The following is a 23,067-nucleotide window of genomic DNA, read 5'->3' on the forward strand; positions in this document are numbered from 1 at the left end:
GCTAGAGCGGACCCGATGATGACCGGGACGACGCTGGCATGACCGCCAAGGATGGACAGGGACTGACCTACGCGGAGGCGGGCGTCGATATCGACGCCGGCAACGCGATGGTCGAGACGATCAAGCCGTTGGTGCGCTCGACGCGGCGGCCGGGGGCGGATGCCGAGATCGGCGGCTTCGGCGGCCTGTTCGATCTGAAGGCCGCGGGGTTCCGCGACCCGATCCTGGTTGCGGCCAACGACGGCGTCGGCACCAAGGTCAAGATCGCGATCGAGACCGGTCGCCATGACACGATCGGCATCGATCTGGTGGCGATGTGCGTCAACGACCTCGTGGTCCAGGGCGCCGAGCCGCTGTTCTTCCTGGATTATTACGCCACCGGCAAGCTGGTGCCCGGCGTCGGCGCCGACATCGTGCGCGGTATCGCCGAGGGCTGCCGGCAGGCCGGATGCGCACTAATCGGCGGCGAAACCGCCGAGATGCCGGGCCTTTACGACGGCTCGGATTACGACCTCGCCGGCTTCTCGGTGGGCGCTGCCGAGCGCGGCACGCTGCTGCCGAAGCCCGGTATCCGACCCGGCGACGTGGTGCTCGGCCTGCCCTCCTCCGGCGTCCATTCCAACGGCTTCTCGCTCGTCCGCCGCATCGTCGCCAAGACCGGCCTGGGCTGGGACGCGCCGGCCCCGTTCGACGCGAGCCGCAGCCTCGGAGACGCCCTGCTGGAGCCGACCCGGATCTACGTGAAGCCCCTGCTGTCCGCCCTGGAGGCGACCGACGGCATCCGCGCGCTTGCGCACATCACCGGCGGCGGCTTCCCCGACAACCTGCCTCGGGTGCTGCCGGACGATATCGGCATCGCCATCGACCTCGACGCCATCACCCCGCCCCCGGTGTTCGGCTGGCTCGCCCGCGAGGGCGGTGTCGCCGAGGCGGAGATGCTGCGGACCTTCAACTGCGGCATCGGCATGGTGGTGATCGCCGCCGCCGAGGCGGTCGACGACGTCGACGAGGCCCTGACCCGAGCCGGCGAGGCGCCGGTGCGCCTTGGCCGGATCACCGCGCGCGGCTCCGAGCCCGTGACCTTCAGCGGACGCCTCGCGCTCTGATGGCCGCCCCCCGGAAGACCCGCGTCGCGGTCCTGATCTCGGGCCGCGGCTCGAACATGGTCGCGCTGATCGAGGCTGCGAAGGATCCGGCCTACCCGGCCGAGATCGTGCTGGTCCTGTCGAACCGTCCGGATGCCGCCGGCCTTGCGCGGGCGACGGCGTCCGGGATTCCGGCCCGGGCGATCGACCACACCGGTTTCCGGGATCGGGCCAGCTTCGATGCCGCCCTCGACGCCGAACTCCGGGCCGCCGACATCGACCTCGTCTGCCTTGCCGGATTCATGCGGATCTTCACGCCGGACTTCGTAGCCGGCTGGGCCGGGCGGATGCTCAACATCCACCCCTCGCTGCTGCCGCTGTTCAAGGGGACCCACACGCACGCCCAGGCGCTCGAAGCCGGCGTGCGGCTGCATGGCTGCACGGTTCACTTCGTGGTGCCCGAACTCGATGCCGGGCCGATCGTGGCGCAGGCCGCGATCCCGGTGCGCCAGGGCGACGACCCGGACAGTCTCGCCGATCGGGTGATCGTCGAGGAGCGGCGGCTCTATCCCGCGGTGCTGGCGCTGGTGGCCGGGGGACGTGCCCGGCTGGAGGGCGACCGCGTCGTCATCGCCGACGCCGCACCGGACGGCGTCCTGTTCAGCCTGTAGCGGGATCCCGAAGGGACAAGCCCCTTCGGGAGGGGCCGGGGCCGCGCCCCGGGAGGATCAGATCGGCCGCTGCAGCTTGCAGCTGTCGAGCGCCGACAGGGCCTTGGCGCGGGCGGAATCGTTGAAGTAGCCGGTCGCCCGGTAGGACTCGACCTCGGACTCGTCGAGGCTGCGCAGGGTCTGCCGGGCGTAGCAGCCGCAGGGACGCTCGAGGGACGCCTCGGGGGCGCTGGTCAGCCGGGCCTGGACGACCGTGCAGGCATGGCGTACGCGGCCTTCGAGGCTGGCCTTCGTGGCCGTCTTCAGCGCCGGATCCGGCTCGTACTGCTGGAACGGGGCCGGGGATCCGCCCGCGAGGGCGGCGGTCGCGCCGATCGCGATCAGGCCGGACGCGATCAGCAGGGGCAGGCGGCGCATCGTCATGGTCTTGGCGGTCCAGGGCTGAGGGTCAAATAACCTCGGCCGTTGGACGCCGCGGGGCGCCGCTCCGTCAATGACGGACCGGACACACCGGGCGGCATTCATCCCGCTGCCGGGGGGAATGCGACGGGATGGCGGAACGGTGTGCCCGACCCGCCACCCCGGCCTCCGCTTCAGGCGGCGATATCGGAATCCTTGAAGAACTGCGCGATCTCGAGCTTGGCGTTCTCGGCGCTGTCCGAGCCGTGCACGGTGTTTTCGCCAACGGACTCGGCGAACCGCTTCCGGATCGTGCCCTCGGCGGCCTGGGCCGGGTTCGTGGCGCCCATCACTTCGCGGTACTTGGCGACGGCGTTCTCGCCCTCGAGCACCTGCACGACCACCGGGCCGGAGGTCATGAAGCTGACGAGCTCGCCGAAAAAGGGCCGCTCCTTGTGGACCTCATAGAACTTTTCGGCCTGCTCCTGGGTCAGGCGGATGCGGCGCTGGCCGACGATGCGCAGGCCCGCCTCCTCGATCACCGCGTTCACGGCGCCGGTCAGGTTGCGCCGGGTGGCGTCGGGCTTGAGGATCGAGAAGGTGCGCTCGGTGGCCATGGTGTGTCCGGTCTGTCTGTGAAAAAGGCGGAGGGTGCGCGCCGGGCTGACGGGCGCATCTCAGGCGCGAAAATTTCGCTTCCGCCGCAGGCTTATAGCGGGCGCCCTACCGGGCCTCAAGCGGCGCACGGACTGGGCTCTGCCGGCGATCTGCGGCGTCGCGCCGAATCCGGGAGCCGAAGCTCAGGCGGTGGCCGAGCTCTTCCTCGAACGCGCGGCTTTCTTCCGCGGGCCGGCAGCCGGCATCGCGAAGGTCGCATCCGGCCCGCCCGGCAGGCTGACGACGATCCTGAGCTTTCCGCCGAGGGCGGAAGCGATGCGGGCGATGGTGGAAACCTGCATGTCCGCGGACGGATTACGTTCAAGCTTGGCCACGTAGGCCTGAGAGGTCTCCAGCGCCTGCGCCAGTTCTGCCTGCGTCATCCCCATGTCGCGCCGGAACTGCGCCAAGGTTCGGCTCTCCTGGACAAGCAGGTCCGCATGGGCCTGGATCTCCGCCTGATCGTCTGGGGAAAACTCCGCCAGGATGTCGGTGAGCGGTAAGATGGTTCCGCGCTGTGCGTCCTTTGTCATCTGAAGCCCTCCGTCATCGCCTGGGCGTCCTTCTGCTGCTGCGTTGCGAACGGGTATGCGAGGCCGATTGTGTGGTCCGGGACGAAACCAAATTCGCTCGATGCCGCGTGAAACGCGCATCCGCCGTCGCGATCGTTTGCTTGTAGACAAGCGCCGAAGATCGACCGCCCTTAGATGCGGCTGCGAGCACGGTCGCCCTGCGCGTCACATCGAATGCGTAGGCCACGCGCCATTCGACCTTGTTCACGGTCGGACGCAGTTCTTTCATGCTCGCGTGCTTCGAGCCTTTGAAGGTGTCGGCCATGGGACGGCCCAGCTGCGGGCCTTCGCTGGCGAGGACCAAGGCATAAGCCGCGATCGTTTTTCGGGCTTCAGCATCGAACGCGGCGAACTCCGCGCGAAAATCCACGTCGAAAGCGACCGTCCACGTCATTGCCGGGCCGTCCGACCTGATTATAACTCATGAGTTATATCGTCAAGGGCGTGCGTTAGCGAGTCCTGCGCTGGCGTTGAGTTTCGCCCGCGCGGCGGCTTTGCCAACAGGCGAAACAAACTGAGCCGTGGCTCTGCCGCAACACCGCCGAAAAATCGCCTGATTGCGGCGGCTCACTCGGCCCAAGCCGATTTCGTCCGCCCCTCAGGCGCCTTCGGTGCCCAACATACGGAGACGAACCATGCGCCTCGCCCTCAGCACCACCCTCCTGCTCGCCGGACTCTCGGCCGCCGCCGCCGATACCGGGAAGGATCCGTCCGGCACGTGGCTCACCGGCGATGGCCGCGCCAAGATCCGCATCGACCGCTGCGGCCTCGGCCAGAAGCTCGTCTGCGGCAAGGTGGTCTGGCTCAAGGCACCCACCGCCGAGAACGGCGCCGCCAAGACCGACGTGAAGAACCCCGATCCGAAAAAGCGCAGCCGTCCGGTAATCGGCCTGCAGCTCATCGACGGCCTGAAGCCCGACGAGGAGAAGTTCACCGGTGAACTCTACAACATCGAAGAGGGCAAGGTTTATACCGTCAGCCTGGAGCGCGAGAGCGAGGCCGAGCTCAGCGTCTCGGGCTGCATGCTCAAGGTGCTCTGCGGCTCGCAGACCTGGACGCGGGTTCCGGACGTGAACCAGCAGGCCGCCAACAAGAACTGAGGCTTAGATCGCCGCGAGGCCGCGCTGGACGGCCGGCCTCGCCAGCACGGAGTCCAGCCAGCGCGCCACGTTCGGCAGGGCGGCGATCTCGACGCCCTGCTTGAAGTTGAGCTTGGCCCAGGTCACCGTCGCGATGTCGGCGATGGAATAGTCGCCCGCGAGGTAGTCTCGACCCTCGAGCCGGCGCTCCAGCACCCCATAGAGGCGGTTGGCTTCGGCGGTGAAGCGCTCGATGGCGTACGGCACCTTCTCGGACGCGTAGATCTTGAAGTGGTGCGTCTGCCCGAGCATCGGGCCGAACCCGGCCACCTGCCAGAACAGCCACTCGTCCACGGCCACCCGGGCGCGCTCGTCCGTCGGGTAGAACTGGCCGGTCTTGCGACCGAGATACTGCAGGATTGCTCCCGATTCGAACACCGTGATCGGCTGCCCGCCCGGCCCGTCCGGGTCGACGATGGCCGGGATCTTGTTGTTCGGTGAGATCGCCAGGAAGTCGGGCGTGAATTGCTCGTTCTTGCCGATGTTGACCGGAACCACGCGGTACGGCAGCCCGCACTCCTCGAGCATCACCGGAATCTTCCAGCCGTTCGGCGTGCTCCAGGTATGGACGTCGATCGGCCGCCCGGACACCGCTGCCATCTTGATCTGCTCCTCGACCGATCACACGGCGGCGCGGCGTTCCCCCGCCGATCTCGGACACTGCCGGCAGTGAAGACGATTTCCCGGCCGCGCTCAAGGGCGTCGATTGCGACGGGCTCACGTTTCCGAGAGCGCGCACCTGTCTTGTTGGCGAAAGCTGCCGCGCCCTTGTCCGAAGCGTGGCCGTCCGGCGAGATTGCCCCCCGGAATCATTGTGATCCCGGGGGGAGTCTCGATGTTCGATCGTCGTGTGCGGATTGCGGTGCTGATAGCGCCGCTCTTTTTGGTCCAGCCGCTTCTGGCGAAGGAGGCGCCGGCTCCGACCGCGAGCGAGGCCCCCGCGGGCAAGGAGCCGGCCACCCGGGAGCCGGCCGCCAAGGAGCCGGCCGCCAAGGAGCCCTCCACGAAGGCGCCGAGCGCCGGGCAGAGCGCGGCCCGCGAACGGCAGAAGACGTGCGGCGCCCAGTGGCGCGCCCTCTCCGACGCTCAGAAGACCACTCAAGGGCCGAAATGGCCGCAATACTGGAGCAGTTGTAACAAGCGGCTGAAAGGCGGCGACAAAGCTTGACAGCAACGCGAACCGCCGCACCTCTCGTTCGTTGCTGGTTTGATCGGGAGCGTGGGTGGAATTCGGTGCTGACATGACGGATCGGCAGGCACTCCGGCCGTCTGCGGCATACCCGGCAGCCGATCGGTGCGCGTGGTCGATGCCGTCGTGCCGGCGTTCCTCCCGGTATGGGTATCGCCCCTGCGCAAGCACGCCGGACCCGGTGCAGCATGGCTGAGGTCTCGGCCCATGCCGGCTCGCCCCGGCAGGCGGCGATCGGCGACCGACTGATCGGCTTCCTCGATGCCTGGGTGCCCAAGCCCCCGGCCTGGGCGTTCGCCCTGCGGATCTGGATCGCCATGATGCTGGCCCTGGCTGCCGCGTTCTGGCTCCAACTCGACAGCGCCTCGTCGGCGGCCACCTGCGTGGCGATCCTCGCGCAGCCGAAGCGCGGGCAGGCGATCTCCAAGGGCGTCTACCGCCTGCTGGGCACGCTGATCGGCGCCGCCGTATCGATCCTGTTCATGGCGCTGTTCGGCCAGGACCGGGTCCTGCTGCTGCTCTCGTTCACGGTCTGGCTCGGGCTGTGCGTGTTCACCGCGCAGTACCTCCAGGACACGCGCGCCTACGGGGCGATGCTGTCGGGCTACACGGTGGCGATCGTCGCCCTCGGCCAGATCGACGAGCCGCAAGGCACCTTCGATGCCGCGGTCTCCCGCGTCGCCGTGATCGTGCTGGGCATCATCGTCATCACCTTCATCAACGACGCCCTTGCCTCGCCGAGTACCTGGCGGACGCTGCTGCCGCAGTTGCGCAAGGCCTGGGACGACACGCGCGCCTACGCCCGCGAGACCCTGTCGGACGGCGATCTGGGTGCATCGCGGACCGCCGCGTTGATCCGCACCATCGCGCCGATGCGGGCCGATGCCAGCGCCATCGCGGGCGAGCTCGACGACGGACCCTGGCGGGCCGCGGGCGCGCGCAGCTGCATCGCGGCGCTCTACGTCCTGGCGGCTGCGGTCCGCGCGGTCGCTGCGGCCTCCGCCTGCTTGCGCACGCGGAGCCCTGCGGTGGAGGAGGCGCTCGCGATCTGCCGCCGCGTCGCCGAGGATCCCGACCCCGAGACGCTCCAGCGGGACGACGCCCGACTGCGGGATCTGGTGGACGCCGCGATCCGCGACGGCAAAAGGCCCCTCGACGAGGTCGTGGTCCTGCAGCGTGCCCTCGACGTCGCCTGCGCGGCCACCTTCGCGCAGGACGGGATCCAGGCGGTGGCCGACGGCCATCGGCCCTTGCGCGACGCCAGGCTGCCGACGCACCGGGATTTCCCGGTGGCCCTGCGCGGGGCCCTGCGGGTGGCGATCGGCTTTGCCATCACGGCCGCCGCCTTCGTGGCACTCGGGCTCCCGCAGGCATCCTTCGCGCTGGTCCAGGTGGCGTCCACCGCGGCGCTCTCGTCAGTAACGCCCGATCCCAAGAAGTTCGCCAACGGCGTGGTCATCGGGATGACGCTGGCGGCGACGTTCGCGGGCATCGCGCGGTTCGTGTTCCTCGACGGCGTCCAGGGCTTCCCGATGCTCGCCATCGTGATGGCGCCGGTGATCTTCCTCGGCTGCTTCCTGTCGTTGAATCCGAAGACCTTCGGAATCGGCTTCATCGTGATCGTGTTCTTCCCCGTACTTCTGGGCCCGTCCAACCCGCAGAGCTACGACGCCCAAAGCTTCCTGCTGAACGCGTTCCTGGTCGTGATCGCCGCCATCGTCCTGTCGATCGTGGTCCGCCTGCTCCTGCCGGTCACGCCGGAGCGTCAGCGGGTCTACGCACTCGATTCGGCCCAGCGGTCGCTGGCCGACGCCCTGGTCGGCGAAGGCGGGGACGCGACCACCCGCACGAGCCTCAACGCGGACAGGCTGTTCCAATTCGCCGGCTACAGTTCAGGCAGCGGGGCGGTGCGCCGGGCGAGCCTGTCGCACGCCTTCGCGCTGGCCCGGCTCGAAGCCTCGGCCGCGCGGGCCCATGCGGAGCTGCGGCGGCTCTGGGCGGTCGAGCCGTTGCGGGCCGCGATCCAGCGGGCCAGGGCCGGCCTCGCCACCGGCGACGACAGGGCACTGGAGAGCGCGGCACGGGACCTGATCCGGGCAGCCTCCCAGGAGGACCGGGTTCTGCGGTTGACGACGGCGCGGGCCGCCAGTGACCTGGTGACCGCGGCCCGAACCATCGCGCGCCATCGACGCGTCCTGCGGCGCCTCGATATCGCATTGTTCTAACTTTGGGTTTGGCGCGAAACCGACATGTATGAGGATATCCATATCGGTGGGGTCCTGGTCTCCTCGTTCGTCGCGTATGCGCTTGCGGCCTTCGTGATCCTCCTCGGCCTGCGTTGGGTCTTTGCCCGGATCCGGTTCAGCCGCTACGTCGCCAACGCGCCGCTCGCCGAGGCCGGCATCTACGTCTGCGTCCTCGCCCTCCTGATCGCGTTCATCTGATGCCTGCCACCACCGCCGACGAGGACGATCCCAGAGCCGCTCACCGCGAGGAGGCGCCGCGCCCGGCCGATCCGCCGCCCCTCACCGCGCAACGGGGCCGCGCCGGGAAGGTCCTACGGCTGGCCGCCACGGGCGTGATCCTGCTCGTCGCCTTCGCGGCCGCCTGGTTCGTCTGGGAGTTCTATGTGGCGGCGCCGTGGACCCGGGACGGCCGGGTCCGCGTGCAGGTCGCCAACGTCGCCCCGCAGGTCTCCGGGCAGATCGTGGCGCTGCGCGTGCAGGACAACCAGCTCGTCCGGAAGGGCGACCTGCTCTACGTGATCGATCCGATCGATTTCGAGGTCAACGTCACCTCGGCCGATGCCGAGGTGAAGAACCGCGAGGCCGACCTCCAAGTGAAGAATGCGCAATCCGCGCGGCGCCAGGCGCTCACCACCGTGTCGACGTCGGTCGAGGAGAAGCAGCAATACGCCGGCACCGCCAAGATCGCCGAGGCGGCGCTGGAGAGCGCGCAGGCGCAGCTGCGGCAGGCCAAGGTCAACCTCGAACGGACCCAGGTGAAATCCACGGTGAACGGCCGCGTCACCAACCTGCTGATGCGGGTCGGCGATTACGCCCGCACGGGCACCTCGAACATCAGCATCGTGGATACGGACTCGTTCTGGATCGACGGTTATTTCGAGGAGACCAAGATGGCCAACATCCATGTCGGCGATGCGGCCGACGTGAAGCTGATGGGCTACGATCCGCATCTCACGGGGACGGTCGAGAGCATCACGCTTGGTATCTCGACGGCGAACGCGGCGGCGAGCACCCAGGGCCTGCCGGACGTGAACCCGGTCTATACCTGGGTGCGCCTCGCCCAGCGCGTCCCGGTCCGCGTCCGCATCGACCGCAAGCCCGCCGACGTGCCGCTGGTGGCCGGCATGACCGCGACCGTGGTGGTGGGTGATGGCCGCGCGCCGATGCCGACATGGTTCATGGACCTGCGCAACCGGGTCTCGGGCCTGATCTCCGGCCCGTCCGGCCCGCAGGTCGAAGCCGATCGACGCTGATCGCAGACCTCGACAGGGTTGGTCCTGAAGGGCCCGAAACGCGCGCCGATCAGGAGGCGCCCTCGTTGCGGACCGTATTCAGCGCGGCAGGCCTGCTGTGTGCGGCGGGCCGAGCCGTCGCGGCCCGCGAGACGGCCGCGGTGTTCGACGTCCAAATCTCCAACTTCTCCCCCGTGCCGGGCGACGAGGCCAACCGGGCGCGGCTCGAACGCACCAGCGACCAACTGCGCGACCTGCTCCGGAAGATGGGTCTGTCCGTGGTCGCGCCGACCGACCCGGTGAAAGACGAGGTCGCCTGGAGCGCAAGACCTACGCCGCTGCAGCGGCTGCGTCGGTGTCTTCGCCCGCAAGCTCGGCGCCGCCATCGCGATCACCGGGGAGGTCGAGAAGGTTTCGAACCGGATCTTGAACCTGAATGTCTATGTCGAGCCGGTTTCCGGAAACGCTCCGGAGAGCGCCTATAGCGTCAACCTGCGCGGCGACACGGACGAGTTCTTCGAGCGCGGCATCGGGTTTCTGGTTGAGGACGACAGGGGTGCCGGCCAGTGAAATGCGGTCGATCCAGACGGGCACGAGACAAACTTTTGCGGTGCCGAGCCCCGGCCCGTAAGTCTTTGATTCGGCTGTCCCGCGCTGCGAAGGATGCGGGGGGGTTCTTGGAAAATCGAGCCTGGCCGGAAATCGGGTGTTGACGGGCATCTGAAGGCGGCGCAATCTTCGGATGTGTTCAGCGATAGTGAACACAAACCGGAGAGATGGCCGGCACGTCGGGGATGTGTTGGTCCAGATCAGCTTCCGGAAGCTGGAGGAGACAGGGATGACTCCACCGCAGCGTGACGCCGCCTAGACGGCTTCGGGACAGGTTCGGCCCGGAATCCAGCGGCATCAGACGAACAACCGGACGGAGGCGGCCTCAGGGGCGCAGAAGCGGCCAAGCAATGGCTCGTCTTCGAATGCGCGAAAGGCCCCACATCGCGCCGCTTCCGCCGCGGTTCCCATCAGGTCCAGATTGGCTCTCCACCGCCCGGCATCGCCGCGGCGGTCACACCACTTGGCGCGATGAACGCCGCCCGCGATGGCCGGACGACGTATCCGCGGCTGAGATGACGGCGCCGACCGGACTCGAACCCCTCGCGCCGACATCCCTGGCTCGTGACAGGAACCGGCAAGGCGGACGTCGCATCACCAAGCGGCGCGCGCTTTGCCGATCTCACTTCAGGCGATGCCGAGCTTGTCCTTCAGCAGGGCGTTGACCGCCGCCGGGTTCGCCTTGCCGCCGGTGGCCTTCATGGTCTGGCCGACGAACCAGCCAAGCAGGGTCGGCTTTTCCTTGGCCTGGGCGACCTTGTCGGGATTGGCCGCGATGATCTGGTCGATCGCCGCCTCGATGGCGCCGGTGTCGGTGACCTGCTTCATGCCGCGGCTCTCGACGACGGCGCGCGGGTCGCCGCCCTCGGTCCAGACGATCTCGAACAGGTCCTTGGCGATCTTGCCGGAGATGACGCCCTCGCCGATCAGGTCGACAATCGCCCCGAGCTGGTCGGCCGAGACCGGCGTGGCGTCGATCGAGAGCCCCTCCTTGTTGAGGCGGCCGAAAAGCTCGTTGATCACCCAGTTGGCCGCGGCCTTGCCGTCGCGACCCTTGGCGACCGCCTCGTAATAGTCGGCCGAGGCGCGCTCGGCCACGAGCACGCCGGCATCGTAGGGGGATAGGCCGTAATCCTTGACGAACCGCGCCTTCTTGGCGTCCGGCAACTCCGGCAGGCCGGACGCCAGCGCGTCGACATAGGCTTGGTCGAACTCGAGCGGCAGCAGGTCGGGATCGGGGAAGTAGCGGTAATCATGCGCTTCTTCCTTGGAGCGCATCGAGCGGGTCTCACCCTTGCCCGGATCGAACAGGCGGGTCTCCTGGTCGATCTTGCCGCCGTCTTCCAGGATCGCGATCTGGCGCCGGGCCTCGATCTCGATCGCCTGGCCGATGAAGCGGATCGAGTTGACGTTCTTGATCTCGCAGCGCGTGCCCAGCGGCTCACCCGGGCGGCGTACCGAGACGTTCACGTCGGCGCGCAGCGAGCCCTTCTCCATGTCGCCGTCGCAGGTGCCGAGGTAGCGCAGGATCGTGCGCAGCTTGGTCACGTAGGCCTTGGCTTCCTCAGACGAGCGCAGGTCCGGCCGGGAGACGATCTCCATCAGCGCCACGCCCGAGCGGTTGAGGTCGACGAAGCTGCGCAGCGGATCCTGATCGTGCAGCGACTTGCCGGCATCCTGCTCCAGGTGCAGCCGCTCGATGCCGACCGTGATCGACGTGCCGTCGGCCATGTCGACCAGCACCTCGCCCTCGCCGACGATTGGGTCCTTGTACTGCGAGATCTGGTAGCCCTGCGGGAGATCCGGGTAGAAGTAGTTCTTCCGGTCGAACACCGAGCGCAGGTTGATCTGCGCCTTCAGGCCGAGACCGGTCCGTACCGCCTGGGCGACGCATTCGGCGTTGATCACCGGCAGCATGCCGGGCATCGCGGCATCCACCAACGAGACGTGGTCGTTCGGCTCGGCCCCGAACTCGGTCGAGGCGCCGGAGAAGAGCTTCGACTGGCTGGAGACCTGGGCATGGATCTCCATGCCGACGATCACCTCCCAGTCGTGCAGGCCGCCCTTGATCAGTTTCTTGGGGTCGACAGGTGCGTTCATGGTGGTCCGGGCCAGGATGTGATGCGGTCTCCGCACGATCCAATTCACGACCGCATCCTGAGGTGCTGCGCAGCGGCCTCGTGGGCTCGTTCGCGGCCCCCTTGGTAGGCGCGCGTGCGCGGTCACCTCAGGATGCGGTCGCGGATGGGATCGCGCGGTGTGCCGCTGTCCTACTCTCGAGAAGCACTTACGGGCCGCTTCGCGGAAGAATCAAGCGCGCCGGGCGATCGTCCGCCGGGCGCCATAGGCGAGCATGGCCCAGAGCAGGGCGGCGATCGTCCGTACCGGGAAGAAGGTCGGCCCGTCATGGGTGATCGGCGCCGGCCACGGGATCCCGGCCGCGCTCACAGCCCAGGAGAACAGGACCGAGAATCCGAGAGCCGCGATCGCCGCAATGAAGACCTTGCCGAACTGGCTGGCGGTCCAGCCGAGATAGACCGCCACCACGATCAGCGCCGGATCGAACGCGGCCCAGATCCAGACCGTCCAGGGATAGAAGGGGACTGTCATGCCCACCAAGGCTCGGGCAGGGTCGTCCGGCCGGCGGCTTGCTCGATCACCTGGGCGACCGCGAACAGCGTCTCCTCGTCGAAGGGACGGCCGATCAGCTGAAGGCCGAGGGGCAGGCCCTGGCCGTCGATGCCGGCCGGGACGGCGATGCCTGGCAGCCCCGCCATGTTCACCGTCACGGTGAACACGTCGTTGAGGTACATCTCCACCGGGTCGGCCGACGCCTTCTCGCCGATCCCGAAGGCCGAGGACGGCGTTGCCGGGGTCAGGATCGCGTCGATCCCGGCCGCGTAAGCCTCCTCGAAGTCGCGCTTGATCAGGGTGCGGATCTTCTGGGCGCGGACGTAATAGGCATCGTAGTAGCCGGCCGAGAGCACGTAGGTGCCGATCATGATCCGGCGCTTGACCTCGCGGCCGAAGCCGGCGGCGCGGGTGTTCTCGTACATCCCGGCGATGTCCTTGCCGGGCACGCGCAGGCCGTAGCGGACGCCGTCGTAGCGCGCGAGGTTCGAGGACGCCTCGGCCGGGGCGACGATGTAATAGGCCGGCAGCGCCGAGGAGGTGTGCGGCAGGGAAATCTCCCTGATCGTCGCGCCGGCATCCTTCAGCCAGGCTGCGCCGTCGTCCCAGAGCTTCTGGATCTCGGGCGGCATGCCGTCGACCCGGTACTCCTTGGGGATGCCGATGGTCAGGCCCTTCACGCCGCGGCTGACCGCGGCCTCGAAGTCCGGTACCGGGAGGTCGACGCAGGTGGTGTCGCGCGCATCCGGACCGGCCATCGAGCCGAGCAGGATCGCGCAGTCCCGCACCGTGCGCGCGATCGGGCCGGCCTGGTCGAGGGAGGACGCGAAGGCCACCGTACCCCAGCGCGAGCAGCGGCCGTAGGTCGGCTTGATCCCGACCGTGCCCGTGAAGGCGGCGGGCTGGCGGATCGAGCCGCCGGTATCGGTAGCGGTGGCGCCCAGGCACAGCCGCGCCGCCACGGCGGCGGCCGAACCGCCGGAGGACCCGCCCGGCACCAGCTGCGCCTCGGAGCCCTTGCGCCGCCAGGGCGAAACCACGTTGCCATAGGCGCTGGTCTCGTTGGATGAGCCCATGGCGAATTCGTCGAGGTTCAGCTTGCCCAGCATCACGGCGCCGTCGCGCCAGAGGTTTGCCGAAACAGCCGATTCGTAGTGCGGCACGAAGGTTTCGAGGATCTTGGAGCCCGCGGTCGTGGTGACGCCCTCGGTGCAGAACAGGTCCTTGATCCCGAGCGGGATGCCTTCGAGCGGGCGCGCCGCACCGGCCGCGAACTTCTGGTCCGCGGCATCCGCCATCGCGAGAGCGCGGTCCGGCGTCTCCAGGATGTAGGCGTTCAGGGCGCGGGCCTTGGCCATCGCGTCGAGATGGGCCTGGGTCAGCTCGCGGGCCGAGATCCGCTTCGCCTTGAGGGCGTCGCGCGCCTCGGCCAGGGTGAGTTCGTTCGGATCCACGCTGTTCCCGTCCTCGCGCGCCACGGCGCGCATGCCCGCCAGAATGTTAGCTTCGCCGAAGGCTGGATGCAGCCTACTCGACGACCTTCGGAACCAGGAAGTAATTGTCTTCGGTCTCGGGGGCGTTGGCGACCACGTCCGCGGCGCGGCCACCCTCGGTGACCACGTCCTCGCGCTTCTTCATCGCCATCGGGGTGACCGAGGTCATCGGCTCGACGCCGCTCACGTCGATGGCGCCGAGCTGCTCGACGAAGGCCAGGATGGCGTTCAGCTCACCCTGCAGCGGACCGACCTCGTCGTCGGTGACCGCGATCCGCGCCAGATGCGCGATGCGCCGAACCGTCTTCTCGTCGACCGACATGCCGTCCCGTTCGTCCCTGCCCGGGAGGCATCCCCGGCGCCGGCCGCGCTATAGCACTGCGGTTCGACGCGCCGCAACGCGGGCGTTAGAGCCGGCCCGCCCCACAGGATGGCGGGCGAGAGGCGCGCCGAACGCCTCTTTCCGGACGGTAGCGGCTGGATTTCGGAAAAAGACGATGCGGACCAAGGATCTAGCGCATCGTGCCGGTTCCGCTGCCCGGCGCGATGCGCTAGGTCACCACGTGGTTCGGCGTGACCGACATCTCGATGGTGATGCCGGCCGGGCGCACGGGCCGGAAGACCGATTGCGAGGCGCCGAAGACCAGGACTTCGAAGGCCAGGACCAACATCCAGCAGTGCTTGCGGGTCACGGATCGTTTGCGGCTGGGCTGGGCCGGAGTGCAGGGCTGGCCGATCGTCGTCATGGCGATACCCGGAGTGGGGATTAACGAAGTCTTAACCTACCTATTCGCGAACGGCTCCGGGCGCATCCGGGTCGATCTACGGAGAGCGTTAACGCTGTGGACGGTGGAGTGGCTGTGATGTGGGAGTCTGTGTTCACGAGCCTGGCGGCGGGGTTCACGGCGCAGGGGGCCGACCTCGACCGCGCCGCGGCGGAGCTGGGCTTCCCCCTGCCCGCCTCCTACCGCAGCTTCTGCGAGACCTGCGGCATCGGCCTGGCGGGCGGGCAGTTCCGGATCGCCGTTCCGTCGCCGTACGAGGCCAGCGATCTGGCCACCCAGGCCGGGGTGATCGCCATCAGCGTCGGCAACGCCGTGGCGATGCTGGAGGATGGCGGGGAACCGCACCGCTTCGATGTCGAGGACGGCGACCCGGCGGTGATCGAGCGCGCGTGCTTCTTCGGCGCCGGCGAGGACGGCAGCTTCCTGTTCTGGGACGTCTCCGGCACCGGAGAGGAATACGACATCTGGCTGCTCGCGCCCGACCTCGAGACGGTGCGGTTCGGCGGCGAGAGCCTGGCCGATTTCTTCACCCGGGTGACCGGACCCTCCGCCGCCCTGGTCCTGGGCCCCGGGGCGGCGTCGCTCCCCGCCGGGTTCGAGGGGATCTCGGAGGCCACGCTGGCGCGTGGCGCCGGGGTCGCTTAGAGCATCGCCAAGGGTCGGAATCCTGAATGATGCTCTCAGTTTTTATGCGGCATCGTCCCGAAAGCCGGCGACCACCGTTCGGGACGATGCATCAGGCGGAGCTATGAACTTCGACGAGATCCGCACCTTCGCGGCCGCATCGCGCGGTGGCGCGCGCCTGATCGGGGTCGATCTCGGGACCAAGACGATCGGGCTCGCCCTGTCGGATCTCGGCCGCCAGATCGCGAGCCCGCTCGAGACGATCCGCCGGGTGAAGTTCACCCCGGACGCGCAGCGCCTGGCCGCCTTGTGCCGGCAGCACGCGGTCGGCGGCCTGGTGATGGGGCTGCCCCTGAACATGGACGGCAGCGAGGGGCCGCGGGTGCAATCGACCCGCGCTTTCATCCGCAACCTCAGGCCGATCATCGACATCCCGCACGTCTTCTTCGACGAACGCCTGTCCACGGCCGTGGTGACCCGGGCGTTGATCGAGGCGGATGCCTCCCGGGCCCGGCGCGGCCAGCTCGTAGACAAGCTCGCCGCCGCCTACATCCTGCAGGGCTGCCTCGACGTGATGCGCAACCTCGCGGATTCCGACGCAGACGCACTCAACGACTGAGGAGCGAGACCGCACCGCTGCCGTGCCGCTCGATCCGGCCGTCGAGCTCCAGCTCCAGCAGCACCGTCTGCACCACCCGGGCGCCGACCCCGGCGCTGCGCGCGAGCTCGTCGGTCCCAACCGGGCACGGCCCCAGCAGGGCGATGATTCTCTGGCGGTCGTCTGTAGGCTCCTCCGGTTCGACCGCCGGCGCGTCGGGACCGGCGGCCATCCTGGTGCTGTCGTTGAGCAGGTCCGCCCGCCCATCCAGATCGATCTCGTCCCAGAAATCCGGTTGCTCGGCGAAGTCCGGCCGGTCCCGTGCGGGGGCTGCATCGGGATCTGGGCCGCGATCGATGATCGGGCCGATCACGGCGAGGACGTGGTCGATGTCGGCCACCAGGGTCGCGCCCTGGCGAATCAGGTCGTTGGTGCCCTCCGCCCGCAGGTCGAGCGGGGAGCCCGGGACGGCGAACACTTCGCGGTTCTGCTCCAGGGCGTAGCGCGCCGTGATCAGCGAGCCGGAGCGGCGCGCCGCCTCCACCACGATCGTTCCGTAGGCCAGGCCCGAGATGATGCGGTTGCGACGCGGGAAGTCCCGGCCGCGCGCGTCCCAGCCGATCGGCATCTCGGCCAGCACCGCACCGCCCTCCCCCAGGATCGCGTCGACCAGGGCCGCGTGGCTCGCGGGGTAGATCCGGTCCTGCCCGCCGGCCATCACTGCGACGGTGCCGGTGTGCAGGCTGGCCTTGTGGGCGCGGGCGTCGATCCCCCGGGCGAGCCCCGAGACCACGGCGAGACCGGCTTCGCCGAGGCCCCGGGCCAGCCGCTCCGTGAAGGCGAGCCCGGCGGTCGACGCGTTTCGCGACCCCACGATGGCGATGGCGGGCCGCGCCAGGATCCTGGGGTCGCCACGCAGCGCGATGAGCGGCGGGGCCGCGTCGGTAACCTGAAGCAGGCGCGGAAAGTCCGGTTCACCGGTGGCGAGCAGCCGACCCCCGAGGCGTGCCAGCGCGGCGACCTCGTCCTCGGCCTGCATCCGGCTCGGCGGCTCGATGCGTTTCCCCTGGCGCCCGGTCAGCGAAGGCAGGGCTTCGAGGGCTGCGGCGGCGCCGCCGAACCGGTTGATCAGCGAGCGGAAGCTGCGGGGGCCTACGCCCTCGGTCCGGATCAGCCGCAGCCAGTCGAGGCGCTGGGCGTCGCTGAGCTGCATGGCGCCCCCTCCTCGGGATCACGCCGTCGCCCGTGACGGCTCAGCCCTTCTGGCCGATACGCCCCTCTGAGCCGGCCGCGAGTCGGCGGATGTTGGGTGCGTGCTTCCACCATAGCAGCAGGCCGAGCAGCAGGAACAGCACAGCTTGCGTCGGCGCGCCGAGCGCCCACAGCACGAGCGGCGTCGCCGCGGAGGCGGCCAGGGCCGCCAGCGACGAGTATTTCAGCGCGAAGGCCAGGCCGAGCCAGATCGCCGCGAAGGCCGCCAGAGCCGGCGGGCTGAAGGCCAGCAGCACGCCGATGAAGGTCGCCACCCCCTTGCCGCCCTTGAAGCCGAGCCAGACCGGAAAGAGATGGCCCAGGAAGGCTCCGAGCCCGGCGGCGAGCGCCGGTCCCTCGCCGAACTGCCGGGCGATCAGCACCGCGGCGGTTCCTTTCAGGGCATCGCCCAGCAGGGTCGCGGCGGCGAGACCCTTCCGGCCGGTGCGAAGCACGTTGGTCGCGCCGATATTGCCTGAACCGATCGCCCGGACGTCGCCGAGGCCGGCGAAGCGCGTCAGGATCAGCCCGAACGGGATCGCCCCCAGGGCATAACCCAGGGCGAGGCCGCCGAGGACGGCCGGCGTCGCGAGGTCCGGGAAAATCATGCCGCCGCCGCCAGATCGTCGAGGGCGTGTACCGTCCGGCCTCCGACCAGCGTCAGCACCGCGGCGCCCTGGAGGCGCGCCTCATCGAACGGCGAGTTCTTCGAGCGCGACTTGAGCCGCCGCTTGTCGAGCACGTAGGGCAGATCGGGGTCGATCAGCACGAGGTCGGCGGGCGCACCGACCGCCAGCCGGCCGGCCTCGCGGCCGAGGATCCGGGCCGGGTTGACGGTGAGCGCCGCCACGAGCTTGGCGAGCGCGAGGTCGCCGGTATGGACCAGCCGCAGGGACGCGCCGAGCAGGGTCTCGATCCCCAGCGCCCCGTCGGCCGCCTCCGCGAAGGGCAGGCGCTTGGTCTCCACATCCTGCGGGTTGTGATCGGAGACGACGACGTCGATCACGCCCTCGTTCAGGGCCTGCACCATGGCGTGCCGGTCGGCCTCGTCGCGGAGCGGCGGCGAGAGCCGGCAGAAGGTGCGGTAATGGCCGATGTCGTTCTCGTTCAGAACGAGGTTGTTGACCGAGACCCCGCAGGTCACCGGCAGCCCGTCCTGCTTGGCCCGGCGCACGATCTCGACCGAATCGGCGGTCGAGATCATGGCCGCGTGGTAGCGGGCGCCGGTCAGCCGGACGAGGCGGATGTCGCGCTCCAGCATCACCGTTTCAGCCTCCCGGGGGATGCCCATCAGCCCAAGGCGCGAGGCGAGTTCGCCCTCGTTCATGACGCCCTCGGCGACCAGGTCGGCATCCTCGACATGCTGCATGAGGAGGGCATCGAAATCCCGGGCGTAGGTCAGCGCACGACGCATCACCTGGGCGTTGCCGACCGCATGCAGGCCATCGGTGAATGCCACCGCGCCCGCTTCCTGGAGCAGGCCGAACTCGGTCATCTCCTTGCCGGCCAGGCCCTTGGTGATCGCGGCCGCGGGCAGGACGTTGACGCACGCGGTGTCACGGGCGCGGCGGAGCACGAAGTCCACGATCGCCGGGCCATCGATCACCGGGTTGGTGTCGGGCATGCAGACCAGGGTGGTGACGCCGCCCGCCGCCGCGGCGGCGCTGGCCGAAGCCAGGGTCTCGCGGTGTTCGGCCCCGGGCTCGCCCACGAAGGCACGCATGTCGATCAGGCCCGGGGTGAGAACACGCCCACGGCAATCGATCCGCGTGGCCTCCGCCGGAACTCCGGGGGCGGCCCCCTCGGCGATGTCGGCGATCCGGCCGTCGCGCACCAGAACGGCCCCCCGCGTCTCGTGGCCCGTCGCCGGGTCGAGGAGGGTCGCGTTGGCCAGAAGAATGCTGCTCACAGGGGCGCTCTCGCTGAGGATGCCGGGCCGTCGAGACGCATGGCGAGGCCGGCCGCCGCCATATGGGCCTTGGCCTCGGCCACGCTGGCCTGCCCGAAATGGAAGATCGAGGCGGCCAGCACGGCGCTGGCGCCGCCCTGGGCCACGCCGGCCACGAGGTCGTCCAGACCGCCGACCCCGCCCGAGGCGATCACCGGGACGGTCACGGCGTCGCTGATCGCCCGCGTCAGCGCGAGGTCGTAGCCGGAGCGCGTGCCGTCCTTGTCCATCGAGGTGACCAGCAGCTCGCCTGCGCCCTTCCCGGCGACGAGGCGGGCGAACGCCACCGCGTCGATGCCGGTCGGATCGCGGCCGCCATGGGTGAAGATCTCCCAGCGGGCGGCTTCGCCGGGGCCGGAGACCCGCTTGGCGTCGATCGCCACCACGATGCACTGCGCACCGAATTTCTCAGCCGCGCGGGCGACGAGGTCCGGGTCCTTCACGGCGGCGGTGTTGATCGCGACCTTGTCGGCACCGGCCAGGAGCAGCCCGCGCACGTCTTCCACCGCGCGGACGCCGCCGCCGACCGTGAGGGGCATGAAGCAGGCCTCGGCGGTCCGGCTGACGATGTCGAGCAGCGTCCCGCGGGCCTCGCGGCTGGCGGTGATGTCGAGGAAGCACAGCTCGTCGGCACCGGCCGCGTCGTAGACCTTGGCCGCCTCCACCGGGTCGCCGGCGTCGCGCAGGCCCTCGAAGCGGACGCCCTTCACGACGCGCCCGTCCTTCACGTCGAGGCAGGGGATGATGCGGGTCTTGAGCACGAGCCCTCGGCGGTCCGATCAGGTTTCGGGATCGATCGCGAACGGCCGATCCATGATGTCCTGATACGTGTAGGGGCAGGCTTCTGGGAAGTGCCTCAAGGCGAGACCTGTCGTGTCCGCGGCTTCAAGGCGGGGGGATCGATAAGCCCGCCCGACAGCATCGCCCAGCCGGTTCTTGAGACTTGGGCTGTCACGAAGTTCGTCAGAGACGTGGTTCCGGTGCCTTGCGATATCGATTGCATCGCGTCGGCTATGCGCGCTTGAGCCGTCGTCGACCGTGAGCACGGTCGCGAGTACCCCCCGCAAGACGCCCATCAAGCCGGCGAATTGAATCCGGCCTAAGCACTCTATCTCCTGAGCGAGAGTCTCCCGGTCGAGCCCCGTTACGGCGCCTGCACGCAGGAGAGCGCGCCGATCCTGCGTCCAGGCGTAGAAGTCGTCTTGGTAGGCCGTTCCGACTGGTGCGCGGTGGGCCATGACAACTTCTTGGGTCGATGGGCGTCGATCGTCAAACCTATCACGCCGCTGGGCCGCGTGCCTGCGCGATCGCCGCGAGGGCGGCCTGCGGGTCGATGCGGCCGTCGTAGAGGGCCCGGCCGGTGATGGCGCCGGCGATAAGGGCGCAATCGGGCTGGAGCAGGCGGTGCACGTCGTCGATCGAGGCGAGGCCGCCGGAGGCGATCACCGGGATCCGCACGGCCTGTGCCAGCGCCAGGGTCATCTCGACGTTGAGGCCCTTGAGGATCCCGTCGCGGGCGATGTCGGTGTAGATGATCGCCGCGACGCCGGCATCCTCGAACCGGCGGCCGAGCTCCTCGGCGGTCATGCTGGAGGTCTGCGCCCAGCCCTCGACCGCCACCCGGCCGTCCTTGGCGTCGATGCCCACCGCGATCTTGCCGGGATGCAGGCGCGCCGCCTCCCGGACGAATGCGGGATCGCGCACGGCGGCGGTGCCGATGATCACCCGGGCTACGCCCTTCGCAAGCCAGCCCTCGAGCGTCTTCATCTCGCGGATCCCGCCGCCGAGCTGCACCGGGACGCCGACCCGGGCCAGGATCGCATCGACCGCGCCGGCGTTGCGCGGCGCGCCCGCGAAGGCGCCGTCGAGATCGACCACGTGCAGCCAGGGAAAGCCCTGGTCCTCGAAGGTCGCGGCCTGCGCGGCCGGATCGTCACCGAAGATCTTGGCCTGCGCCATATCCCCCTGGATGAGGCGGACGCAGCGCCCTTCCTTCAGGTCGATCGCCGGGTACAGGATCACGGGTGGTCGTTTCCTTCTGGCCGAAGCCGGAGCCCGCTCAGGGGCGCCAGTTCAAAAAGTTCGCGATGAGAGCCAGGCCGAGGCGCTGGCTCTTCTCGGGGTGGAATTGCGTTCCGGCGATGTTGCCGCGGGCGACCATGGCGGTGACCGGCCCACCGTACTCGGCCTGCGCGACCACGTCGTCCGGGTGCGCGGCGGCGAGCGCGAAGCTGTGCACGAAGTAGGCGTGCAGGCCGTCTTCCCCGGTGGGGATGCCGGCGAGCAGCGCGTGGTCGCGAGCCGCCAGCAGGGTGTTCCAGCCCATATGGGGGATCTTGAGCGCCGGATCGGACGGGCGGATCGGCGCGACGTCGCCCGGGATCCAGCCGAGACCCGGCGTGGTCTCGTATTCGAGACCGCGGGTCGCGAGCAACTGCATGCCGACGCAGATCCCCAGGAACGGCCGGCCGGCGACCTGCGCCACCTCGGTCATTGCCTCGACCATGCCGGGGACGGCATCGAGCCCGCGCCGGCAATCCGCGTAGGCGCCGACGCCCGGCAGGACGACGCGGTCGGCGGCGGCCACCACGGCCGGGTCGGAGGTCAGGCGGATCCGGGCGTCGCGCCCACTCTCTCGAGCGGCGCGCTCGAACGCCTTGGCGGCCGAATGGAGGTTGCCCGACCCGTAATCGATGATCGCGACCGTCTCGGTACTCATGCGGGTCTCGACGTGACAGTCACCGGGCGATTTCCTGCGCGGGGAACAGGCCGATCACCGGCTCGGTGCGTCGGGTCGGCCCGGCCGGGAACGGCGCCCGCGGCGCCGCTGCGCTCGAATCGAGCCAGCGGTTGAGGGCTCGGGCTTCAGCCTCCTCGGGGGTAGCGGCGATGACGGCATCCCGGGCCGGCCATCCCCGGCGCGCCAGGGTCCAGCGGCGCAGGCTCGAGGCTTCGAGGCCGACCAGCCAGGAGGTCAGCAGCGTGACGAGCGTGGCGATCCCCGCCGGCAATCCCAGCAGATGGCCGATGCCGGCCAGGGCCAGGAACCCCGCCAGGACGATGAGCGCCGCGATCCAGAGGCGGTGGAACAGGAACCACAGCACGCCGAAGGCGAAGGCCGGCCAAGCAAAGCCGTCCGGCACGAGCACGGCCCTGTCGAGGCCGATGGACTCGCCCGGCCGCGCATCGATCGGCAGGTGGAGCGTGTAGCTGCGCATCCGCATGGCGGGTCTCCCGGCTCCGGCGCTATCCCGAACGATGTTTTCGGGACGGTGCAAACTCAAGGACGAAACGACGGTCTACAGGGAGCCCTTCGTAGAGGGAACGCGTCCCTCCTCGCGGGGATCGATCGCGACGGCTTTCCGCAAGGCGCGGGCCAGGCCCTTGAAGCAGCTTTCGGCGATGTGGTGGGCGTTGTCGCCGTACAGGGTCTCGACGTGCAGCGTCAGCCCGGCATTCATCGCGAAGGCCTGGAACCACTCGCGGACCAGCTCGGTGTCGAACTGCCCGATCTTCTCCACCTTGAACGTGGTGCGGAACACCAGGAACGGCCGCCCCGAGATATCGACGCAGACCCGCGTCAGCGCCTCGTCCATGGGCAGGTGGATGTCGGCGTAGCGCGTCACGCCGCGCTTGTCGCCGAGCGCCTTGGCGAAGGCTTGGCCCAGCGCGATGCCGCAATCCTCCGCGGAATGGTGCTGGTCGATATGCAGGTCCCCGTCGACCTTGACCTCCAGGTCGAACAGGCCGTGCCGGGCGAACAGGTCCAGCATGTGATCGAGGAAGCCGATGCCGGTGGCGATCTTCGACTGCCCGGTCCCGTCGAGGCCGACGCTAACCGCGATGTCGGTCTCGGCGGTCTTCCGGCTGATGGAGGCGCTGCGCATTTTATGAGGACTTTGCGTCGGGGCCGGCCTGCGGCCGCGCGGGCGTTCTAG

At 69.3% G+C, this 23,067-nt stretch carries 28 protein-coding genes and 1 pseudogene; 10 read left to right on the forward strand and 19 right to left on the reverse strand.

Translation table 11 applies throughout. The annotated features are described in order from the left end of the window. Positions 1 to 38: 38 nt before the first annotated feature. Both purM and purN read left to right on the forward strand, forming a co-directional pair. The gene (gene purM / locus FV242_RS02915) at positions 39 to 1,106 is read left to right on the forward strand and encodes a phosphoribosylformylglycinamidine cyclo-ligase (protein ID WP_147937878.1); all 1,068 of its coding nucleotides are present in this window, start codon (positions 39 to 41) and stop codon (positions 1,104 to 1,106) included. Next, positions 1,106 to 1,756: a phosphoribosylglycinamide formyltransferase gene (gene purN, locus FV242_RS02920; RefSeq protein ID WP_147906582.1), complete on the forward strand. Its 651-nt coding sequence runs from the start codon at positions 1,106 to 1,108 to the stop codon at positions 1,754 to 1,756. Before purM ends, purN begins: the two co-directional genes overlap by 1 nt. Positions 1,757 to 1,813: 57 nt before the next feature. On the opposite strand, the gene FV242_RS02925 is transcribed toward purN, so the two are convergent. The 4 genes from FV242_RS02925 to FV242_RS02940 all read right to left on the reverse strand — a co-directional run bounded on the left by FV242_RS02925 (position 1,814) and on the right by FV242_RS02940 (position 3,778). Next, the gene (locus FV242_RS02925; RefSeq protein WP_147906581.1) at positions 1,814 to 2,179 is read right to left on the reverse strand and encodes a hypothetical protein; all 366 of its coding nucleotides are present in this window, start codon (positions 2,177 to 2,179) and stop codon (positions 1,814 to 1,816) included. Between the two features lie 170 nt (positions 2,180 to 2,349). Continuing rightward, positions 2,350 to 2,772, reverse strand: coding sequence for a nucleoside-diphosphate kinase (gene ndk / locus FV242_RS02930; protein ID WP_147856474.1), 423 nt, complete (start codon positions 2,770 to 2,772; stop codon positions 2,350 to 2,352). A 183-nt stretch (positions 2,773 to 2,955) separates the two neighbouring features. Next, positions 2,956 to 3,345 carry an XRE family transcriptional regulator gene (locus tag FV242_RS02935; protein WP_187278314.1) on the reverse strand — a complete coding sequence of 130 codons (390 nt, stop codon included), beginning with the start codon at positions 3,343 to 3,345 and terminating at the stop codon, positions 2,956 to 2,958. A gap of 13 nt (positions 3,346 to 3,358) precedes the next feature. Then, a complete protein-coding gene (locus FV242_RS02940; RefSeq protein ID WP_147937880.1) occupies positions 3,359 to 3,778 on the reverse strand; it encodes a type II toxin-antitoxin system RelE/ParE family toxin in 420 nt (139 codons plus the stop codon). A gap of 241 nt (positions 3,779 to 4,019) precedes the next feature. Here FV242_RS02940 and FV242_RS02945 point away from each other — a divergent pair, with 241 nt between their 5' ends. Then, entirely contained in the window at positions 4,020 to 4,484 is a 465-nt protein-coding gene (locus FV242_RS02945; RefSeq protein WP_147937881.1) for a DUF2147 domain-containing protein, read from the forward strand. Positions 4,485 to 4,487: 3 nt separating this feature from the next. Here the strand turns inward: FV242_RS02945 and FV242_RS02950 are convergent, their stop codons facing one another. Next, positions 4,488 to 5,123, reverse strand: coding sequence for a glutathione S-transferase family protein (locus tag FV242_RS02950; RefSeq protein ID WP_147906577.1), 636 nt, complete (start codon positions 5,121 to 5,123; stop codon positions 4,488 to 4,490). Positions 5,124 to 5,358: 235 nt separating this feature from the next. Between FV242_RS02950 and FV242_RS02955 the strand changes: the two genes are divergently transcribed. The 5 genes and pseudogenes from FV242_RS02955 to FV242_RS35330 form a co-directional block, all read left to right on the forward strand. Continuing rightward, complete coding sequence (locus FV242_RS02955; RefSeq protein ID WP_147937882.1) at positions 5,359 to 5,691, forward strand: hypothetical protein; 333 nt, start codon at positions 5,359 to 5,361, stop codon at positions 5,689 to 5,691. A 209-nt stretch (positions 5,692 to 5,900) separates the two neighbouring features. Beyond that, positions 5,901 to 7,937: an FUSC family protein gene (locus FV242_RS02960; RefSeq protein WP_147937883.1), complete on the forward strand. Its 2,037-nt coding sequence runs from the start codon at positions 5,901 to 5,903 to the stop codon at positions 7,935 to 7,937. Positions 7,938 to 7,961: 24 nt separating this feature from the next. Next, positions 7,962 to 8,156, forward strand: a complete 195-nt coding sequence (locus FV242_RS02965) for a DUF1656 domain-containing protein (protein ID WP_147906574.1) — start codon at positions 7,962 to 7,964, stop codon at positions 8,154 to 8,156. Next, positions 8,156 to 9,211, forward strand: a complete 1,056-nt coding sequence (locus tag FV242_RS02970) for an HlyD family secretion protein (RefSeq protein ID WP_147937884.1) — start codon at positions 8,156 to 8,158, stop codon at positions 9,209 to 9,211. Before FV242_RS02965 ends, FV242_RS02970 begins: the two co-directional genes overlap by 1 nt. A 360-nt stretch (positions 9,212 to 9,571) precedes the next feature. Continuing rightward, positions 9,572 to 9,760 (forward strand): annotated as a pseudogene (locus tag FV242_RS35330) (DUF2380 domain-containing protein); the annotation flags it as partial. Positions 9,761 to 10,426: 666 nt separating this feature from the next. On the opposite strand, the gene gatB reads toward FV242_RS35330, so the two are convergent. The 5 genes from gatB to FV242_RS03000 form a co-directional block, all read right to left on the reverse strand. Further along, the gene (gene gatB, locus FV242_RS02980) at positions 10,427 to 11,899 is read right to left on the reverse strand and encodes an Asp-tRNA(Asn)/Glu-tRNA(Gln) amidotransferase subunit GatB (protein ID WP_147937918.1); all 1,473 of its coding nucleotides are present in this window, start codon (positions 11,897 to 11,899) and stop codon (positions 10,427 to 10,429) included. A gap of 210 nt (positions 11,900 to 12,109) precedes the next feature. After that, positions 12,110 to 12,409 (reverse strand): hypothetical protein, encoded by a 300-nt coding sequence (locus tag FV242_RS02985; protein WP_147906571.1) that lies wholly within the window; start codon positions 12,407 to 12,409, stop codon positions 12,110 to 12,112. Further along, the gene (gatA, locus tag FV242_RS02990; RefSeq protein ID WP_246692391.1) at positions 12,406 to 13,884 is read right to left on the reverse strand and encodes an Asp-tRNA(Asn)/Glu-tRNA(Gln) amidotransferase subunit GatA; all 1,479 of its coding nucleotides are present in this window, start codon (positions 13,882 to 13,884) and stop codon (positions 12,406 to 12,408) included. The genes FV242_RS02985 and gatA overlap by 4 nt, the downstream gene beginning before the upstream one ends. Before the next feature lie 73 nt (positions 13,885 to 13,957). Next, positions 13,958 to 14,245, reverse strand: coding sequence for an Asp-tRNA(Asn)/Glu-tRNA(Gln) amidotransferase subunit GatC (gene gatC, locus FV242_RS02995; protein WP_147906569.1), 288 nt, complete (start codon positions 14,243 to 14,245; stop codon positions 13,958 to 13,960). A gap of 229 nt (positions 14,246 to 14,474) precedes the next feature. Then, entirely contained in the window at positions 14,475 to 14,669 is a 195-nt protein-coding gene (locus FV242_RS03000) for a hypothetical protein (protein WP_147906568.1), read from the reverse strand. A gap of 117 nt (positions 14,670 to 14,786) precedes the next feature. Here FV242_RS03000 and FV242_RS03005 point away from each other — a divergent pair, with 117 nt between their 5' ends. Both FV242_RS03005 and ruvX read left to right on the forward strand, forming a co-directional pair. Next, positions 14,787 to 15,353, forward strand: a complete 567-nt coding sequence (locus FV242_RS03005) for an SMI1/KNR4 family protein (protein WP_147937885.1) — start codon at positions 14,787 to 14,789, stop codon at positions 15,351 to 15,353. A 103-nt stretch (positions 15,354 to 15,456) separates the two neighbouring features. Then, the gene (gene ruvX, locus FV242_RS03010; RefSeq protein ID WP_147906566.1) at positions 15,457 to 15,951 is read left to right on the forward strand and encodes a Holliday junction resolvase RuvX; all 495 of its coding nucleotides are present in this window, start codon (positions 15,457 to 15,459) and stop codon (positions 15,949 to 15,951) included. Here the strand turns inward: ruvX and dprA are convergent. The 9 genes from dprA to hisB form a co-directional block, all read right to left on the reverse strand. Continuing rightward, positions 15,941 to 17,143: a DNA-processing protein DprA gene (gene dprA, locus FV242_RS03015; protein WP_147937886.1), complete on the reverse strand. Its 1,203-nt coding sequence runs from the start codon at positions 17,141 to 17,143 to the stop codon at positions 15,941 to 15,943. The two genes, ruvX and dprA, sit on opposite strands and share 11 nt — an antisense overlap. 40 nt (positions 17,144 to 17,183) lie before the next feature. Continuing rightward, complete coding sequence (gene plsY / locus FV242_RS03020) at positions 17,184 to 17,789, reverse strand: glycerol-3-phosphate 1-O-acyltransferase PlsY (protein WP_147906564.1); 606 nt, start codon at positions 17,787 to 17,789, stop codon at positions 17,184 to 17,186. Then, the gene (locus FV242_RS03025; protein WP_147906563.1) at positions 17,786 to 19,090 is read right to left on the reverse strand and encodes a dihydroorotase; all 1,305 of its coding nucleotides are present in this window, start codon (positions 19,088 to 19,090) and stop codon (positions 17,786 to 17,788) included. Before FV242_RS03025 ends, plsY begins: the two co-directional genes overlap by 4 nt. Beyond that, positions 19,087 to 19,890, reverse strand: a complete 804-nt coding sequence (gene hisF, locus FV242_RS03030; protein WP_147937887.1) for an imidazole glycerol phosphate synthase subunit HisF — start codon at positions 19,888 to 19,890, stop codon at positions 19,087 to 19,089. Before hisF ends, FV242_RS03025 begins: the two co-directional genes overlap by 4 nt. 18 nt (positions 19,891 to 19,908) lie before the next feature. Beyond that, complete coding sequence (locus tag FV242_RS03035) at positions 19,909 to 20,367, reverse strand: DUF29 domain-containing protein (RefSeq protein ID WP_147937888.1); 459 nt, start codon at positions 20,365 to 20,367, stop codon at positions 19,909 to 19,911. Between the two features lie 40 nt (positions 20,368 to 20,407). Then, positions 20,408 to 21,151, reverse strand: coding sequence for a 1-(5-phosphoribosyl)-5-[(5-phosphoribosylamino)methylideneamino]imidazole-4-carboxamide isomerase (hisA, locus tag FV242_RS03040; RefSeq protein WP_147937889.1), 744 nt, complete (start codon positions 21,149 to 21,151; stop codon positions 20,408 to 20,410). Positions 21,152 to 21,188: 37 nt separating this feature from the next. Beyond that, complete coding sequence (gene hisH, locus FV242_RS03045) at positions 21,189 to 21,848, reverse strand: imidazole glycerol phosphate synthase subunit HisH (RefSeq protein ID WP_147937890.1); 660 nt, start codon at positions 21,846 to 21,848, stop codon at positions 21,189 to 21,191. Positions 21,849 to 21,867: 19 nt separating this feature from the next. After that, the gene (locus FV242_RS03050; RefSeq protein WP_147937891.1) at positions 21,868 to 22,353 is read right to left on the reverse strand and encodes a DUF2628 domain-containing protein; all 486 of its coding nucleotides are present in this window, start codon (positions 22,351 to 22,353) and stop codon (positions 21,868 to 21,870) included. A 75-nt stretch (positions 22,354 to 22,428) separates the two neighbouring features. Next, the gene (gene hisB, locus FV242_RS03055; RefSeq protein WP_147855552.1) at positions 22,429 to 23,016 is read right to left on the reverse strand and encodes an imidazoleglycerol-phosphate dehydratase HisB; all 588 of its coding nucleotides are present in this window, start codon (positions 23,014 to 23,016) and stop codon (positions 22,429 to 22,431) included. Between the last annotated feature and the right edge of the window lie 51 nt (positions 23,017 to 23,067).

This window comes from Methylobacterium sp. WL64 (assembly GCF_008039945.1).
Lineage (GTDB): Bacteria > Pseudomonadota > Alphaproteobacteria > Rhizobiales > Beijerinckiaceae > Methylobacterium.

What these genes read in the sequence shown, in the direction of transcription:
- FV242_RS02935 (WP_187278314.1), bottom strand. Translation starts at nt 3,345, where the DNA reads ATGACAAAGGACGCACAGCGCGGAACCATCTTACCGCTCACCGACATC.
- FV242_RS02925 (WP_147906581.1), bottom strand. Translation starts at nt 2,179, where the DNA reads ATGACGATGCGCCGCCTGCCCCTGCTGATCGCGTCCGGCCTGATCGCG.
- dprA (WP_147937886.1), bottom strand. Translation starts at nt 17,143, where the DNA reads ATGCAGCTCAGCGACGCCCAGCGCCTCGACTGGCTGCGGCTGATCCGG.
- hisB (WP_147855552.1), bottom strand. Translation starts at nt 23,016, where the DNA reads ATGCGCAGCGCCTCCATCAGCCGGAAGACCGCCGAGACCGACATCGCG.
- FV242_RS02960 (WP_147937883.1), top strand. Translation starts at nt 5,901, where the DNA reads ATGGCTGAGGTCTCGGCCCATGCCGGCTCGCCCCGGCAGGCGGCGATC.
- plsY (WP_147906564.1), bottom strand. Translation starts at nt 17,789, where the DNA reads ATGATTTTCCCGGACCTCGCGACGCCGGCCGTCCTCGGCGGCCTCGCC.
- FV242_RS03005 (WP_147937885.1), top strand. Translation starts at nt 14,787, where the DNA reads ATGTGGGAGTCTGTGTTCACGAGCCTGGCGGCGGGGTTCACGGCGCAG.
- FV242_RS02985 (WP_147906571.1), bottom strand. Translation starts at nt 12,409, where the DNA reads ATGACAGTCCCCTTCTATCCCTGGACGGTCTGGATCTGGGCCGCGTTC.
- FV242_RS03050 (WP_147937891.1), bottom strand. Translation starts at nt 22,353, where the DNA reads ATGCGGATGCGCAGCTACACGCTCCACCTGCCGATCGATGCGCGGCCG.
- FV242_RS02970 (WP_147937884.1), top strand. Translation starts at nt 8,156, where the DNA reads ATGCCTGCCACCACCGCCGACGAGGACGATCCCAGAGCCGCTCACCGC.
- hisH (WP_147937890.1), bottom strand. Translation starts at nt 21,848, where the DNA reads ATGAGTACCGAGACGGTCGCGATCATCGATTACGGGTCGGGCAACCTC.
- FV242_RS02965 (WP_147906574.1), top strand. Translation starts at nt 7,962, where the DNA reads ATGTATGAGGATATCCATATCGGTGGGGTCCTGGTCTCCTCGTTCGTC.
- gatC (WP_147906569.1), bottom strand. Translation starts at nt 14,245, where the DNA reads ATGTCGGTCGACGAGAAGACGGTTCGGCGCATCGCGCATCTGGCGCGG.
- ndk (WP_147856474.1), bottom strand. Translation starts at nt 2,772, where the DNA reads ATGGCCACCGAGCGCACCTTCTCGATCCTCAAGCCCGACGCCACCCGG.
- gatB (WP_147937918.1), bottom strand. Translation starts at nt 11,899, where the DNA reads ATGAACGCACCTGTCGACCCCAAGAAACTGATCAAGGGCGGCCTGCAC.
- FV242_RS03035 (WP_147937888.1), bottom strand. Translation starts at nt 20,367, where the DNA reads ATGGCCCACCGCGCACCAGTCGGAACGGCCTACCAAGACGACTTCTAC.
- ruvX (WP_147906566.1), top strand. Translation starts at nt 15,457, where the DNA reads ATGAACTTCGACGAGATCCGCACCTTCGCGGCCGCATCGCGCGGTGGC.
- FV242_RS02950 (WP_147906577.1), bottom strand. Translation starts at nt 5,123, where the DNA reads ATGGCAGCGGTGTCCGGGCGGCCGATCGACGTCCATACCTGGAGCACG.
- purM (WP_147937878.1), top strand. Translation starts at nt 39, where the DNA reads ATGACCGCCAAGGATGGACAGGGACTGACCTACGCGGAGGCGGGCGTC.
- FV242_RS02940 (WP_147937880.1), bottom strand. Translation starts at nt 3,778, where the DNA reads ATGACGTGGACGGTCGCTTTCGACGTGGATTTTCGCGCGGAGTTCGCC.
- purN (WP_147906582.1), top strand. Translation starts at nt 1,106, where the DNA reads ATGGCCGCCCCCCGGAAGACCCGCGTCGCGGTCCTGATCTCGGGCCGC.
- FV242_RS02955 (WP_147937882.1), top strand. Translation starts at nt 5,359, where the DNA reads ATGTTCGATCGTCGTGTGCGGATTGCGGTGCTGATAGCGCCGCTCTTT.
- FV242_RS02945 (WP_147937881.1), top strand. Translation starts at nt 4,020, where the DNA reads ATGCGCCTCGCCCTCAGCACCACCCTCCTGCTCGCCGGACTCTCGGCC.
- FV242_RS03000 (WP_147906568.1), bottom strand. Translation starts at nt 14,669, where the DNA reads ATGACGACGATCGGCCAGCCCTGCACTCCGGCCCAGCCCAGCCGCAAA.